This window comes from Siminovitchia sp. FSL H7-0308, from assembly GCF_037980985.1.
GTDB classification, from domain to species: Bacteria; Bacillota; Bacilli; order Bacillales; family Bacillaceae_C; genus Siminovitchia; species Siminovitchia thermophila.
In genome coordinates, this window is the sequence record NZ_CP150282.1 from 4,447,846 (window position 1) to 4,462,521 (window position 14,676).

A 14,676-nucleotide genomic window follows, 5' to 3' on the forward strand; every position below is an offset into this window, starting at 1 on the left:
CGATGGGAAATATGTGGAATAAGCGGTTTGCTACAGAGGAATATGTATACGGAGAAGAACCCAATGCATTTATTCGGGAACATGTCGGCCAATTGAGGGCTTGCGGGCCGGTCGTCTGTTTTGCGGAAGGTGAAGGGCGCAACGCGGTTTTTTTGGCAAGGGAAGGCCATGATGTGACAGCTTGGGATTATGCGGAAAGTGGTCTGCGAAAAACGAAAAGTCTGGCGGCAAAACACGGTGTCGTTGTAAAGACTAAAACAGTCGACTTGCTCGAGTATGAAGTTGAAGCAGGCCAGTTTGATGCGGCAATCATGGTGTTTGGCCACTTTCAGAGTCGCGATCAAAAAGAAGTTTTTAAGAAAATGCTCAAGGTCGTCAAACCGGGCGGTGTGGTGATGCTGGAAGTGTACTCGAAAGAGCAAATCAGGTATGGGACGGGCGGTCCACGGGAAATCGACATGTTGTACGACCCCAAGGACGTGCTGGATTGGATCGGAGGCCATCATGTAGTTCACTTTTTCTGGGGCGAACAGGATCGAAAAGAGGGCACTCTTCATAAAGGATTGGCCCATGTGATTCAATTGGTTTTGAAAAAGAAAAGATCAGATGATGAATAAAAAGCAATCCTGCATTTTAGTCTGTCATTCCGATAAGTTCATATTGGTAACCAAAAAATAAATCAAAGTCTGATATGGAATCTAACCGTTAACGAAACTGCAATATAACCTAAAAAATTGCAGCGTGTGGCTGATTTAGCAAAGGGGTTATACCGTACGGTGGGTTGAAAGGAATACTCAATGAATATCATCTTGATGATGTTGAAGAGGTGTTCTGATTCATGCAAATGATGGAGAGGAAAGCGAGTAATTACCTGGAATCGGCGAGAAAATGGATAAAGCGGACAGTATTTTTCAAAAGCCGTGAGTAAATCGGAAAATTGGATAATATTTTTCAAAAGCCATGAGTAAATAAGAAAATTGGATAGAATTTTTCAAAAGCCGTGAGTAAATGGAAAATTGGATAGAATTTTTCAAAAGCCGCGAGTAAATGGAAAATTGGATAGTAAACCCCAAAAAGACAAGTCAATCCCAAAGGGGGGATGGATTTGCCGTGACTAAGCTTTCGAAGATTTGTTGACAGCCTGAGCAGTTATTTACTGCTCTTTTTTATTTGAACTAATGAAAGTTATCTACCTTATTTAAGGAATTCCCTTTCCTGCTTTTCTATGTTTGGCATCTTGATCAAAGAGAGATAAAATAATATTATCTCAATGGATAAGGTGGAAGTTGCAAAGTGGATGCATTTCTGAAAACTGTTTTTATTGGCCAACCTAAAACAATCGGCGAGAAACATGCTGAAAACCCGATGGATCGGGAGTGGCGGAGCGGTATCTTTAAAGAACCTGTTCAACGCTCTGTTTGGCTTGGAAAAACAAATTTACAAGGGGATGGCCAGGCGGATTTGAAGCATCATGGAGGTCCGGAAAAAGCGGTGTTCGCCTATCCGCTGGAACACTACGGCTATTGGAACAATGAATTTCCTGATGCGGGGTTGCTTCCTGGAGGGATGGGGGAAAACTTTTCGATCAGGCATCAAACAGAAGAAGATGTGGCGATTGGCGACATTTATGAAATTGGTGATGCCGTGATACAAGTATCCCAACCAAGACAGCCTTGCTGGAAGCCGGCCCGGCGATTTAAAATCAAAAACTTGGCTTTGCTGTTGCAGAACACAGGCCGTACTGGCTGGTATTACCGTGTATTAAAGGAAGGATACGTTGAAGCGGGTCAATCCTTTACGTTAATGGAGCGCCCGTATCCATATTGGACAATCGAAAAATGCAATACAATTATCCACAAGGATAAAGAAAATATGGAAGAAGCAATGGAGCTTTCTCGCTGTGAAGCTCTTTCTGCCAATTGGCAAGTAACATTAAGCAAACGGGTCCTGAAAAAGGATATGCCGGATATCCGGAAAAGAGTATACGGACCAAATGAATAAGCGGGTACTGTATGTAGTAAAACATGTTTAGAAAGGATTCAGATGAATTTGGACCTTATATTGACATTTGTAATTTTAGGCATCACGATTATTTTATTTATGTCCAACCTGATTCGGGCCGATCTCGTGGCGGTTATGGGTTTGCTGGCGTTTGTATTGGCGGGAATATTGAGCCCCGCAGAAGCGCTTGTCGGCTTTTCCAATTCCGTTGTGATCATGGTCGCGGGTTTATTTATTGTCGGGGCGGGTATTTTGCATACCGGACTCGCGCAGATGGCAAGCAAATTCGTTCTCCGTTCGGCGGGGAAAAGTGAAAATAAGCTGTTTGTGATTCTGCTTGTTATCGTTGCGCTCATTGGTACATTTATGAGCAACACTGGAACAGTGGCGATCATGCTGCCGATCGTTGTCAGCATTGCCATTAGCATTCACAGCAGTCCTTCCAAGTTTTTAATTCCACTTTCATATGTGGCCAGTTTTTCCGGCTTGCTGACATTGATCGCTTCCCCGGCAAACTTGATTGTCAGTGAAACACTTGTCGAAAATGGATATAAAAAGCTTGGTTTTTTTGATATTACACCTGTAGGGCTTGTCGGCGTCGTTATTGGTATTTTGTATTTATACTTTGTACGCAATAAACTGCTTCCGAAAGGGAAGAAGCGGGGTGGTTCCGAAGATGAACACCAGCTTTCGCCCAAACAGCTCTCTGTTGATTATCAGCTGGGGGGCCGCTTGTATAAAGTGCAAGTGCCTGAAGAATCAGTGATGATTGGCAAACGTCTGTCTCAATTAAAAATACCGGCAACGTATCAGCTATACATTTTAAAAATTGTCCGAAAATCCCAAGAAGGATTGAATCTTCTGCCAATCAGATACCAAGAGATGGCTGGGCCGACGAGTGTCATTCAACCAAAAGATGTGTTATATGTTCAAGGCTCACTTGAAAACATTGAAAAAATGGTCAAAGATTTCGGATTGACAATCGATGAAGAACAATCTGAAGCAGATGAGCTTGTATCCAAACAATTAGGCATTGCAGAAGTCCTTTTGACCCCGCACTCCAAATTCATTAACCAAACGATTAGGGGAATTGGCTTTAGAGAAAAATACAATTTAAATATTTTGGGCATCAATCGTCAAGGGCAATTTGTTTTGAAAGAGCCATCCAAGCAGCGTCTTCGCTTTGGGGATGCTCTTTTAGTCCAAGGTTCTTGGGACTCCATTGAGTTGTTGGCGCAGGAAACGAATGACGTTGTCGTTGTCGGGCAGCCGCAAGTACATGCCAGAAAGGCGGCGGCAAGCGGTAAGGCTCCTGTCGCTGCCGGTATTATTTTACTGATGGTTTTTCTTATGGTATTTGAAGTGTTTCCAACTGTTATTTCGGTATTAATTGGCTCCGTATTAATGATTTTGACAGGGTGCCTGCGCAATATGGATGACGCCTATAGCCAAGTCAATTGGGAGACCATTGTTCTTGTCGCCGCCATGTTGCCAATAGCGACTGCTTTGGAAAAAACCGGCGGAATGCTGATCCTTTCGGAAATCATCATTAAAACGATGGGCGGATTCGGATCGCTCGGTGTATTTGCAGGCATATATTTGCTGTCGATGATTTTTGGCCAATTTATTAGCAATACGGCGACCGCTATTTTATTTGCGCCTATTGCAATGAATGCGGCGTTGTCGATTGATGCCAACCCATATACATTTTTAATTGCTGTCGCAGTGGCATCCAATATGGCTTTTGCCACACCGGTTGCTTCTCCGACAAATGCGATGGTCATGACGGCGGGAGGCTATAAAGTGTTCGATTTTGTAAAAGTCGGCATCCCTTTAATGGCCGTCGTGTTTGTTGTCATGATGTTTGCCATCCCGTTCTTTTTTCCATTATAAGGATGCAAAAAGGTACTTTCATTTGGTGAGAGTGCCTTTTTGAATTATCCAACATAACGTGTTAACACCCTATCCACCTGTGTTCCATACACTTCACCAAACAGGTTGAGATGGACAAGCAAATAGTATAACTGATACAGTGGCTTTCTTTCATGATAATGCGGATCTAATGGATAGCGGTCGCTATAGGCACGATAAAATTCTTGTGAAAAGCCCCCAAACAGTTCCGTAAAGGCGATTTCAAAATGTCTGTCGCCAAAAAGAAAGGAAGGATCAATAAGGTATGGGCGGCCGCCGGGTCCGGCCATCCAATTGCCGTTCCATAAATCTCCGTGCAAATAAGACGGCTTAATATCTTCTGGAATCCAGTTTCCCAGACCCTTCAACAGCTCGTCCATTTTTTCTCGCCTCTTCCCCGTAATGACGTTATTTTTCATTCCCAGCTCTAATTGGGCGCGCAGCCTCCGATCTCGATAATACTTGAGCCAATTGTCGTAAAGTCCGTTTGGCTGAGGCAGTATACCAATATAAGTATCTTGAGAAAAGCCATGTTTTTCCCCGGCATGTTCATGCATGGCGGCCAATTGACAGCCGAGCAGGGTCTGAGTATTTACAGTTTCCTGTCCTTCAATCCATTCCAAAACGAGAAACGCCGCCTCCTTTTCATCAGAATAGGCCAAAACATCGGGTACGGAAATGGTTCCTGTATCCTTTATGTACTGTAAGCCCTTGGCCTCCATTGAGAAAAAATGCTTTGGGGAATTTGGGTGACACTTGATAAAATACTTGTTCTTGTTGGTTTCTACGAAAAAGCTTTCATTAATCGACCCGCCATGCGCCCGCTTTATCTCCCGGATATTCGTATGATCGCCCGCGGCCGCCAAAGCCTTTACCAAGGTTACTTTCACCATGAACGCCTCCTTATCATTATCTTCAAAAAATATGAAATTCCAATTTTGTTATCGACATTATCAAAAAACCATTTACAATAAGACTAGCGGTTTTATCCGTGAAAAGACAGAGGGAGTTTAAAGTAGTAATGAAGACAATACTCACGGTATCGATGATCAGCTTTATGATGTTGTTTATCTTCGGCTGTACAAAGAGTCATAAAATATATGATGAAATGATGGAGCAAGGGCATGAGCAAATAAAACAAGAAAACTATGAGATTGCAACTGACTTTTTTAAGAATGCTTTAAATGAAAAGAAAAATGATGAAAAAGCTGCCATCCTGTTTCAACAGACCCAAAAAATGACAGAAGCCAAAAGGTTTTTCGATGAAGGCAAATTGGACGCCGCTAATAAATCAGTTGAGCAAGTGGTTAACATGAAAGATGGTTCGGACAGTCTTGTAAAAAATGCCAAACAGCTGCGAAAACAAATAGCTGATATGGAAGCGGTAAAAAAGAAATATGCCGAGAGTTACGAAGAGGCCAAGAAAACATTCCAAAAAGAACGATATGACGAATCCATTTCTATACTCGAATCTATTTTACAACAAGACTTGAGCCATCCGTTTTTTTCAGATATAAAGCATGATGCAGAAACAAGCTTGTCGGAAATGAGGGCAGTAAAAGCGACAGCAGTAAAGGAAGCGGAAGAACTAGCGAGAGCCAGGGCAGAAGCTGACAGAGCGGAGAAAAAGCAGTTCGTACTAAAGGCAAAAACGGTTGGAGCAGCAGAAGGGTATTGGCTCACCGCCGACAAGGCGGCCGCATGCCACCTTACAAATGATTATCTTGCCTGTGCGGTGAAAGAGTCGGACGACTTGTTTAAGGACCAGATCGTAGAAGTAAATTGGTTAAATGAAGTTGAATTAGAATTGACGTTTGCAGACGGCTATAAAACAAAGCTCGCTTTGGTGGAAAAGAATGTGTTGCATACGGAGGGCGAAAGAATGTACAGGGTCTCAAAAGAGGAAGCGAACAGCATTTATGAGGGCCATTATAAGCTCCCATAAAAAAACAAAGGGTTTTCAGCCCTTTGTTTGCGATTAGAAGTGCGACTGGGCTACCGTCTGCTGCGCTAGCCCCGTTTTCTTTAAAATAGTTTTTGCATGGATATGATGATTCCCAGATGAATCCCTTCGTGCCAAGTCACGAATTGGAGCGCGGCGTCTACCGTATCCAATTTGAGATATCGAATATTTACAGTCTCATCGGCAGTGTTTTGCAATTTACTATTAAAATAACTCAGTATCCGCTCGCCCTGTTCTTCAATGGCTGTTAAAAGATCTTCCACGGAGGGGATCTCACTGCCCCAGTCGGCAGGGCTGGATCCGTCGATAAAAAGATCGTACCATTCCGGGTGTACAATCTCATAATCGTGATCGGCCTTGCTTAAATAATCTTCAGCCGTTATGTAAACGTGACCCGCGTTCCAGCGTATCGTATTTGAAAACATCGGCGGCTGCTCGTCCCATTTGTCATCAGGCGTATTTCTCAATGCGATCAGGAAAGCGGCACGAGAATATTGAAACATGTTTAATGATTCCATTCGATACACCCTTTTTCACTTATTTTACATCATTATATTCCAGGCATATGTCCAACTCCAATAATCTGTTTGACAATGCAAAAAAGACTTGTCATGGCCGTGCCATATCTTGGAACGGGGTTCTGGTAAGGTGCAATTTCCAAGCGGCGGTGCAAGAGAGAGCCAGGAAAAAGAGAAGCCCTTAAAGGAATACAGGAGCTGTCTATTGTTTAGTACAAATCTCATTGATGTTTCGTTGTTCATGTAGTAGCCCTTCGGAAAATGAAAGACGCACAAATCCTTTTTCGAAGTTTTTTTAACTCCTATAACAAAATTACCTTTGTATACGGGTTATAACCGTATAAAATCATCTACGCTTTTCATTACCTGATCTAAGGCCGAGATTGACATTGCGGTATGAAAGGGTTCCATCTCTAGAGAGTGATTGGCATTGGGGATTATTTTTATTTCCATATTTGTTTGATGTTGAATGCTTTCGATTTTACTTGGAATATAATGGTCATCTTTTTCCCCTATCACAATAAGCGTCGAATGTTTGCACATCAATAGTGTTTCAAAAATGGAGTCAAACCGCAGTAATGGGGTTAATAGAACCATTTTAGAATGTACATACCTATTGTTTTTCATCAGGTCGTTAATAAGGGGAATTGTGCCAAGAGATTTCCCTAAAAACATAGTTTCTTGATATTGATTACTTTTAAGCACATCGTCAATGATGGGTTTTACATCATGACTGATCATGTTTGTTATTTCTGCCAATGGAAGTTTGAATATATCCTGTCCGTAAGAATAGTGGACATGGACAACATCGTACTCATTTTGTAGCATCGTCATTGTCGAATAATAAAATAATGGCTGATCATACGTGTAACTTAATCCGGAAAACATAAAACAAACAATCTCATTTCCATTTTCAATATGAGTGTATGGAATTTCTTTTTTGTTCGCTATTAGCGTTTTTTGCTGAACTTTCATGTCGTTTCACCATCTTATCTTATTTTATCCCGCATGCAAGGTGCCATTATACATCACTTGAAGACCTGAGTTGATTCAAAAGGCCTAAGTGGGAGAAAACGGCACCTACATGCCAAATTCGTTCAACTAACATTCAGTAGGAGATGGAAGAAAACGCCCACTGAATGAAGTTTCACTTTATTCTAAAGGCTCATGTAAGGAGACTTTCCATTCAACTATATAACAGAAACGCCAAAGAGAGACGCTTTGGAATTTCTTTTTGACAAGGTCATTTAGTTTCTCGATTTGTGAGCCGAGAACGATTCTATGTGTAAAAATCGACATTTTTAAGTTTTAGGAATGTAAGCGCTTAAAAATGGGCATTGTGATGGATGACGTTTCCTCTTTTTTCAAGTATAATCCAAAACATAAGGATTTCCTTTGTTGATTAAGTACAAATGGAGAGTGTCATCGTGAAATCAATTACAGTAAAAGAATTAATGAACAAGTTTTCATTAGAGGTATTGGCTGGGGAAGACCAGCTTGATCGCAAGATTACAAAATCAAAAGCGCATCGTCCGGGATTGGAGTTTGTCGGTTTCTTTGAATTTTTTCCGATGGAGCTTGTTCAGGTGTTGGGGAGAAAAGAGTTAAACTTTTTACATACACTGACAAATGAGGAGCAGAAGTTGCGTATTGGAAATATCGTTCATTATCATCCGCCTTGTTTTATTATTACGGCAAGCCAGGACAGCATACATCATCTGACCCAGTGCTGCATTCAAGAAGGAATTCCTCTGCTTCGGACGCATGAGGATCCGACATCGGAATTTGTTTCCAAGTTGGATGCTTATATGCTGAAAGCATTGGCTCCCGAAATGGCCATACATGGCGTTTGTGTGAATGTCTCGGGAATTGGGGTTTTACTCAGGGGAAAATCCGGTATTGGAAAGAGTGAAACGGCTCATACTTTGATTCGCCGTGGACACCGCTTGGTGGCCGACGATGTTGTGACATTAAAAAAGCTGGGGCCGCAAACGTTGTTGGGAACCCATGATCAAAAGACGAAGGAACTGCTTGCATTGCGCAGCATTGGCCTTGTGAATGTCGTTCGTCTATACGGAAGAGAGGCGTTCCAGGATCAAACCCGAATTGTGTTGGATATTGAACTGACGAAATGGGAAGAAAACTCGTTATACAATGATCTGGAGTTGGAACCGAAATTTTCGGATTATATGGGTGTTCGAATTCCATACATTGAAATCCAGCTTCAACCGGGCCGTGATGTGGCAGGACTTATTGAAGCAGCCGCCAACAACTGGTATTTGCAGCGGGAAGGTTACAGCGCTATGGAGGAATTTTCCAAGCGGCTGGAAACGGAAAAATAAAAATAGACGGGGATGCATGAAGAGATCCTCGTCTATTTTTTGTTCTATTTGAGATGAATCAGGTAATCTCCCTAATAAAGGAAGTTTACTAATTTCGCGTGAATCATGTTACACATTCATCGGCCTCCATTTGCTGTTTCAAGCATCTTCTTTGAGTTCGACAGAAATAATCATGATCGTAGTGGCAACGATCAACATGGAAAATACAGCTAGAAACATATGGATCAACTCCTACCAAGTAATAAACCCTCTTGAACCTACAGGTGCGTGCTGGATCATGTCGTTAAGCGGAACGGCATACGCCAAGACGATGAGCGCCAAAGCGACTCCGACCCAGATTCCCCAGTTTTCCAAATACTTTGCGGTATGCGATGTGTCGCTGTTTGCAATTGGAAACTCGACAAACTCGCTTTCTTTTTTTGCTTTTGGCGCCGCAAATAACAAATTGGCAACGATATACACCATCAAAATGGCTGACAAGAATAAAATCGTTCCTCCAATAGCCATGGTAACGTGGTTGGAGAGCAAGCCCTGAAACCAGTCAAGAGCAGATTCGTGTCCATTGTAACCGGAATAAGCTGTTCTTCGCGGTGCTCCAAGAAGCCCCAACAAGTGTTGTGCTGTAGACATAAGTGTCATACCAATCGCCCAAGAAAACACTTGGATAAAGGCCAGCTTTTGCATATGCTTGGGAAATTGTCTGCCCGTCAAATACGGGATGAGCCAAAAGGTAACGCCCATAAACGTCATGGCGACAGGTGTCCCAACTGTAATGTGGAAATGGCCTACGACCCAAAGCGTATTGTGCACAAGCTCATTTAACTGAAAGCTTGCGTTTATGATTCCCGTAGCTCCTCCAGGGATGAAAAACAGCATGGCGATAAAAATGGATGTAAATCGAACATCTTTCCATGGAAGCTTTCTAAACCAGCCAAACAATCCGGTTCCGCCTTTTTTTCTTCCGGATATTTCAAACGTGGCGAACATGGAGAAGGCGGTCATCAAGGTTGGAATGACAACCATGAACGTCAAGATGACTTGTAAAAACTTCCAAAAACTTTCAATTCCGGGTTCGGTCAATTGGTGGTGAAATCCGACCGGGAATGAAAAGAGAATAAATAAGATAAACGAGAAACGTGCGAGTGAATCGCTAAATACATCTGTCCCGACAATTTTTGGCAAAACTGTATACCAGGCAATGTAAGCAGGCAAGAGCCAAAAGTAAACGAGCGGGTGGCCGAAATACCAGAACAGGGAACGGCTCAATTCAACGTTGATCGTTTCTACCCAACCAAACGACCATGGGATGTACTGAAACACAACTGTCGTTACGACACCCAAGCAGGCGATGATCCATAAGAGCAAAGTGGCCATGGTCATAAAAGCGAATAAGGGGCTGAATTGTCCTTTGTTTTTTCTTTTCCATACGACATAATGTCCAATTAATGCAAAGCTTGTGAGCCATGTTCCGATGATAAACAGTGCAAGCCCGACATAAAACCAGCCGCTCGCTTTTAAAGGAGCGTAAAAGGTATATAACACGGACGCTTTTCCGGAAATGATCATCACTGTTGCCATAACCGTTCCAACTGTCATCACAATTAGCCCCAGCCAGGCTGAGCGGCTTACTTTCGGACCAAAGCTTCCTAATGTTTTGCTCATCCCGGCAATCAAAAAGGCGAAAATGAAAAAGGTGGTAAAAATAAGTGCCAGCAATACGCCATGAGCAGTTAGCACTTGATAGTAATCAAGCCATTTGGGAAGCTCCAGGGAGTCGTTGCGGACAAACACTTGAAGCAAACCGCAAAGCGTTCCGATAATAAATGCGATATAAGCGATTTTGATGTTCCATAATGCCAATTTTCTGTCTGCTAAAGCGATCATGGTTCATACACCTCGATTTCGGTTGACATCATGTGATGGCCGGCTCCGCAATATTCGTTGCAAAGAACCAAATATGTTCCGGGTTTTTCAAACGTATAGCTTTTGTGGGTAATTCTTCCCGGAACAGCCATCATGTTTACTTTTGTATTATCAATGGTAAAGCTGTGGACAACATCTGTACTTGTTAATGTAAATATAATTTCTTTTCCTGCCGGAACTTTGATCTTTCCAGGAAGATAGCCAAAAGCTTGGCTGATAATCACTGCTTCATAAGTGTCATCATCAAGTTGTCTTACACCCGGCTTATCAAAGGGCGGTGTCTCGGCCACCTTCTCCGGATCGATCGTATCCATCCCGCCAGCGGGCGTATGCCCATGGGCAAAGGCGGTTACGCCAACAATCGTTAAGAATGCGGCAAGTGATAATGTTCCGAAAATCAACCAGATCTTTTCAAATTTATGAAAATGCATGTCTTTTCACCTACTTTTCTTTTTTATCTGCCCGCATATAGAAAATACGTAGCGCCCCACATAATAATAATGATGATTCCAACGCCTAACACACTGATAAGTGTTCCTTTTAAATTAGGTTCCGAATGATGGTGTTCCTTAGTAATGTTGACACTTTCCGGTGTTCTTTTTTCTAGTTCCATCGTACTCACCCTCCCGCGTTGATTTCTAATTCCATCATACTTCCGTCAGATTTCCCCTCTCTGTGACAAAAGTCACACTTCACACCGATTTCACATGAACTTCATAATCCATTCAAATTTTTGACAAAAAAGATTCGCGTTGGTGGCAAATATCGGAAAATCTGGCCCCAAATTGAAGTTTTTAAAGCAAGTGTGACAATGAAAAGTACGTATGCAACGTTCCTTGACGAATAATTCTTCGATTATATAAGATAAGTGTGATAAATAGTTTGAAAATTTACTATATAAAGACGGTTGAAAGGGGGATTGACAGTGGTTACGAAAAAGAATCATGTTCTGACTGCCGGTTTTGCGCAGTTCCCGAAAGGTACTCCGATTTATGAAACACAGAAGGTGATCGGGGCCATCCTGATTATTGATAAGTCAACGGATATAATTGTGGATGCTTCTTTTACTTTCATCTTAAAGATGACAAATGAATTTATTTCGTCTTTGGTCCGTGGAAAGTGTATTAAAAATGGCGTTGAAGAGATTATTCAAGAGGTGGAAACAAAGCTGCTCATTCCGGGACAGCGCGCTGTGATTCAATCCATTATTACTGCTTATGAACGTTATCACGATATGAAGTAATGCGGAATATTAGCCAAGCTTTGAGTTTACTTAATTGTGTAATATGTAGAAAAATGGCTTGAATGTCAAAAAGATATAGAGTATACTTGCTAATGAAAGCGCTTCATTTATTGCGTGAGACTGGATTATCTACGTGGAAGGGATACTCATCTTTTCCAGGTAAGTGGATGACAAGCCAGTAGTTTAAGAAACACGATGCAAGGCGGATAGCCGTAACATCTGTTCTTTTACTGCCGGCTTTTTTTGTTGCCAAAAAGATTTTCTAGGAGGAGGTTCAGTATGGAATTTGCTTTATTTACTGTATTTGATCAATAAAAAGAAAAAATGAGTCGGACGCATGAGCAATTGCTTTATGAAGTATTAGAGCAAACGGAGAGGGCAGATCAGCTTGGCTATCATTCTGTCTGGTTCGCGGAACATCATTTTAGCGAGTATGGCATTTTAACAACCCCGCAAATGCTGTTATCGGTGGCGGCAGAGAGGACCTAAAATATTCGTTTAGGAGTATCGATTGTTACGTTGCCATTTAAAAAAACTGAAGATTATGCAATATTGGATGTTTTAAGCAATGGACGCTTAAATCTTGGATTGGGAAGCGGGTATTTACCCCGGGTTTCATATTGACGAACAGGATAAAGCCTTTCGAGTTAACGACGCGCTGGCGGTACTCGAAAAGGCGTGGACTGGAGAAACATTTTCTCATAAAGGGGAATACTTTCAATTTTTTGATGTGAAATTGGAGATGTTACCGAAGCAAAAAGAAGTTCCTACTTGGATAGGCACATTAAGTCCAAGGGGAGCGGAATTTGTCGCGAAGGTGGGATATAGCATTTATGGGCGTTCCTTATGTGGCGAGCAAGTCTATTTCAGAGTTGAAAGAAATAATTGATCGCTACAAGAACGTGTACCGTGAATCTGGCCATGATGAAAAGAAAATAAACATTCCGCTCGCTGTCCATACATTTGTCGCTGAATCACGGGAGGAAGCGACAGAAATCGCAAAGAAACATGTAAATCTTTATTTGGATACACGTCAATACGGAGGAATGCGCAATTTGAAGACCTTGAAGAGCGGGAACAATTGCTGATTGGCTCTCCGTAAGATGTGATTAACCGCTTGAAGAAGTATGAGGATGCTGGCTGTGACCATATTATGATGCTGATGAATTTTGGTGGCTTACCACATGAGCAAGTACTTCGTTCCATGGAATTAGTTGCTAAAAAGGTCATGCCCGCTTTTAAAGTAAAAAAAGAAACAGTTTCCTTGTAAGATTTTTTGAAATGCTGTTCGGTGTTCTTCGGCCAGATGACTGTTTGGCGCTCTCACCCATTAGCCGGTAATACTTATTTGAAAATAAATGAAGGAGGAGTTATCATGAAGGTTTTAAGAATGGGACATGCATGTTATTTGTTGACGAGCAAGGAGGGGAAACGCTATTTAATTGATCCTTTTTTGAGTTTAAACCCGGGATGTCCTGAAGAGTACACAAAGCCGGAATTTTTACGTACGATTGATGCGGTGTTTATTACTCATGGCCACTTTGATCATACCCAGGGCTTAGAAGAGGTGGAAAACGCCAATCCTGATGTTCTAATAGTGGCACAGTACGATTTTGGAATGATCTTGCTGCAAAAGGGCTATTCTAATGTTCATTTATTAAACTATGGAGGTTCTATTTACCTTGATGATGTGAAGGTCACAATGGTACAAGCGATGCATACTTCATCTTATGGTGAAACGGTAGGAACGCCGATATATGGGGGCCAGCCTGCCGGGTATATATTCAATTTTCATGGCGACAGGACGCTCTATCATTCAGGAGATACTACAATGATGGCCGATATGAAGATTATTCAAGACTTTTACAAACCGAGCGTGGCCATCCTTTCAGCCTCGGGGCAGTTTGTAATGGGACCTGAAGAGGCGGCATATGTTGTGAAACATCTGCTTGATGTTGAATACGTGATCCCGAACCATCAATTTCCGAACAGCAACACCACACCCAGGCCCGAAGTTTTGGAAGGCATGGTTCAACAATTTCCGGTAATAGAAACGATGATGAATAAAGATGAAAAGCTGCTACATCTGTTGGAGGATGATGATAAAACAGAGGTCATCATCCTTAACTACGGAGAAGAAAAAGAGTTTCCTATTTTGCAGGAGGCCTCAGTATATAAGTAATATTGGCATGATAATGAATTTCAGTTACACGAGGATTGCGGCGAGGTGAGAAACGAGTAACGTATCATGGTCCGTGCCACCGGAACCGGAGAAAACCACAGAAAAATTCAGTCAACTATTCTTTTTAAGGAGTCACTCTCTGGTTGATCTTGCAGGTTGGGGTGGCGACTTACTTACAGTTACCGGTCAAGCAGCCAATTCTTCGAAACACTCAACAACTTATGATGCAGCAATGGATTTGATTGGCCATAAAGACGAAGTGAAGCATGTTTAGCTCTGATGATTTACTAGCTGATATTGATGCTGTTAATATAGGAAAGATTTTGCTTAGTAGTAATAGACGACTACATGAAGTTGTCAAAGAGTATTATTCTTTTTTGTATCTAACTAGATACTCGTCCTTCTTGACCAATAGATTTTTTGGAGATCTTAAGCTGGTAAAATCTCAAAGTGAATATTTGTTGAATTTTTCGAGCCAGGAATTCTTGAGTTGAGGTGGAAATTTACGGGTGCATTTGACGTTCCTCCCTATTCACTTAGTGACGGAGAACAAGTAGCTTCAGCATTCAGAGACACCATAAGCAAGAAAATGA

Annotated in this window: 17 protein-coding genes; 11 read left to right on the plus strand and 6 right to left on the minus strand. The window is 41.9% G+C overall.

Going from position 1 to position 14,676, the window contains the following annotated elements:
• Nucleotides 1–2 precede the first annotated feature (2 nt).
• From MHB50_RS20860 to MHB50_RS20870, 3 genes are all read left to right on the plus strand, one after another.
• The gene (locus MHB50_RS20860) at nucleotides 3–617 is read left to right on the plus strand and encodes a class I SAM-dependent methyltransferase (protein WP_077112487.1); all 615 of its coding nucleotides are present in this window, start codon (nucleotides 3–5) and stop codon (nucleotides 615–617) included.
• A 676-nt stretch (nucleotides 618–1,293) separates the two neighbouring features.
• Nucleotides 1,294–2,001 (plus strand): MOSC domain-containing protein, encoded by a 708-nt coding sequence (locus MHB50_RS20865; RefSeq protein ID WP_077112485.1) that lies wholly within the window; start codon nucleotides 1,294–1,296, stop codon nucleotides 1,999–2,001.
• 42 nt (nucleotides 2,002–2,043) lie between these two features.
• Nucleotides 2,044–3,894 carry an SLC13 family permease gene (locus MHB50_RS20870; protein ID WP_077112483.1) on the plus strand — a complete coding sequence of 617 codons (1,851 nt, stop codon included), beginning with the start codon at nucleotides 2,044–2,046 and terminating at the stop codon, nucleotides 3,892–3,894.
• A gap of 44 nt (nucleotides 3,895–3,938) precedes the next feature.
• On the opposite strand, the gene MHB50_RS20875 is transcribed toward MHB50_RS20870, so the two are convergent.
• The gene (locus tag MHB50_RS20875) at nucleotides 3,939–4,805 is read right to left on the minus strand and encodes a fructosamine kinase family protein (RefSeq protein ID WP_077112481.1); all 867 of its coding nucleotides are present in this window, start codon (nucleotides 4,803–4,805) and stop codon (nucleotides 3,939–3,941) included.
• A 128-nt stretch (nucleotides 4,806–4,933) separates the two neighbouring features.
• Between MHB50_RS20875 and MHB50_RS20880 the strand changes: the two genes are divergently transcribed.
• The gene (locus MHB50_RS20880; RefSeq protein WP_077112479.1) at nucleotides 4,934–5,857 is read left to right on the plus strand and encodes a hypothetical protein; all 924 of its coding nucleotides are present in this window, start codon (nucleotides 4,934–4,936) and stop codon (nucleotides 5,855–5,857) included.
• Nucleotides 5,858–5,937: 80 nt separating this feature from the next.
• Here MHB50_RS20880 and MHB50_RS20885 read toward each other — a convergent pair whose 3' ends face one another.
• Together MHB50_RS20885 and MHB50_RS20890 are read right to left on the minus strand one after the other, a co-directional pair.
• A complete protein-coding gene (locus MHB50_RS20885; protein ID WP_077112477.1) occupies nucleotides 5,938–6,393 on the minus strand; it encodes a DinB family protein in 456 nt (151 codons plus the stop codon).
• 330 nt (nucleotides 6,394–6,723) lie between these two features.
• Nucleotides 6,724–7,368, minus strand: a complete 645-nt coding sequence (locus MHB50_RS20890) for an alpha/beta hydrolase (protein ID WP_077112475.1) — start codon at nucleotides 7,366–7,368, stop codon at nucleotides 6,724–6,726.
• Between the two features lie 452 nt (nucleotides 7,369–7,820).
• On the opposite strand from MHB50_RS20890, the gene hprK reads away from it, so the two are divergent.
• Entirely contained in the window at nucleotides 7,821–8,735 is a 915-nt protein-coding gene (hprK, locus tag MHB50_RS20895) for an HPr(Ser) kinase/phosphatase (protein ID WP_077112473.1), read from the plus strand.
• A 231-nt stretch (nucleotides 8,736–8,966) separates the two neighbouring features.
• On the opposite strand, the gene MHB50_RS20900 is transcribed toward hprK, so the two are convergent.
• From MHB50_RS20900 to MHB50_RS20910, 3 genes are read right to left on the minus strand one after another with little or no spacing between them, the layout of a single operon-like run.
• Nucleotides 8,967–10,619 (minus strand): b(o/a)3-type cytochrome-c oxidase subunit 1, encoded by a 1,653-nt coding sequence (locus MHB50_RS20900; RefSeq protein ID WP_205178962.1) that lies wholly within the window; start codon nucleotides 10,617–10,619, stop codon nucleotides 8,967–8,969.
• On the minus strand, nucleotides 10,616–11,089 hold the full coding sequence (locus MHB50_RS20905) for a cytochrome c oxidase subunit II (protein WP_077112469.1): 474 nt from the start codon (nucleotides 11,087–11,089) through the stop codon (nucleotides 10,616–10,618). The genes MHB50_RS20900 and MHB50_RS20905 overlap by 4 nt, the downstream gene beginning before the upstream one ends.
• Nucleotides 11,090–11,112: 23 nt before the next feature.
• The gene (locus tag MHB50_RS20910; protein WP_139345665.1) at nucleotides 11,113–11,271 is read right to left on the minus strand and encodes a cytochrome C oxidase subunit II; all 159 of its coding nucleotides are present in this window, start codon (nucleotides 11,269–11,271) and stop codon (nucleotides 11,113–11,115) included.
• Nucleotides 11,272–11,583: 312 nt separating this feature from the next.
• Between MHB50_RS20910 and MHB50_RS20915 the strand changes: the two genes are divergently transcribed.
• The 6 genes from MHB50_RS20915 to MHB50_RS20940 all read left to right on the plus strand — a co-directional run bounded on the left by MHB50_RS20915 (nucleotide 11,584) and on the right by MHB50_RS20940 (nucleotide 14,083).
• Nucleotides 11,584–11,901 carry a DUF3870 domain-containing protein gene (locus tag MHB50_RS20915; protein WP_340084652.1) on the plus strand — a complete coding sequence of 106 codons (318 nt, stop codon included), beginning with the start codon at nucleotides 11,584–11,586 and terminating at the stop codon, nucleotides 11,899–11,901.
• A gap of 324 nt (nucleotides 11,902–12,225) precedes the next feature.
• On the plus strand, nucleotides 12,226–12,390 hold the full coding sequence (locus tag MHB50_RS20920) for an LLM class flavin-dependent oxidoreductase (protein WP_340084653.1): 165 nt from the start codon (nucleotides 12,226–12,228) through the stop codon (nucleotides 12,388–12,390).
• Nucleotides 12,391–12,484: 94 nt separating this feature from the next.
• A complete protein-coding gene (locus tag MHB50_RS20925) occupies nucleotides 12,485–12,790 on the plus strand; it encodes an LLM class flavin-dependent oxidoreductase (RefSeq protein WP_340084654.1) in 306 nt (101 codons plus the stop codon).
• Nucleotides 12,708–12,989 (plus strand): LLM class flavin-dependent oxidoreductase, encoded by a 282-nt coding sequence (locus MHB50_RS20930; protein WP_340084655.1) that lies wholly within the window; start codon nucleotides 12,708–12,710, stop codon nucleotides 12,987–12,989. Before MHB50_RS20925 ends, MHB50_RS20930 begins: the two co-directional genes overlap by 83 nt.
• Nucleotides 12,990–13,018: 29 nt before the next feature.
• Nucleotides 13,019–13,171: a hypothetical protein gene (locus MHB50_RS20935; protein ID WP_340084656.1), complete on the plus strand. Its 153-nt coding sequence runs from the start codon at nucleotides 13,019–13,021 to the stop codon at nucleotides 13,169–13,171.
• A 105-nt stretch (nucleotides 13,172–13,276) separates the two neighbouring features.
• Nucleotides 13,277–14,083, plus strand: coding sequence for a metal-dependent hydrolase (locus MHB50_RS20940; RefSeq protein WP_340084657.1), 807 nt, complete (start codon nucleotides 13,277–13,279; stop codon nucleotides 14,081–14,083).
• Nucleotides 14,084–14,676: the final 593 nt, after the last annotated feature.